The sequence below is a fragment of the Enterococcus sp. C76 genome (assembly GCF_040886985.1).
GTDB lineage: Bacteria > Bacillota > Bacilli > Lactobacillales > Enterococcaceae > Enterococcus_B > Enterococcus_B lactis.
Window position 1 is genome coordinate 1 of record NZ_JBFOEY010000084.1, and the last position, 238, is coordinate 238.

Annotated in this window: 1 pseudogene; it reads right to left on the bottom strand. The window is 37.4% G+C overall.

The features are described from left to right. Window positions 1-238, bottom strand: a pseudogene (locus AB3I00_RS14850) (hypothetical protein); the annotation flags it as partial.

Below are 238 nucleotides of genomic sequence, written 5' to 3' on the forward strand. Positions count from 1 at the left end.
ACTTCCACTGGTACTGTTACTGTTCCTGAAAAAGCATTTTTGCCTGTCCAACTATAAGACAACGACGTTGTCTCTTTCGTTAATCCCGTCCATGTAATTGTTCCTTTTTCGGCATCATAAACACCATCATTATTTGGAGTAATCGTTGGCGTACTTCCATCAGCATTTTTAATCGCTTTTACCTTTAAAGTTAGTGTATTGCCATTTACAACTTGTTTATCTTCATCAACCGTCTGAT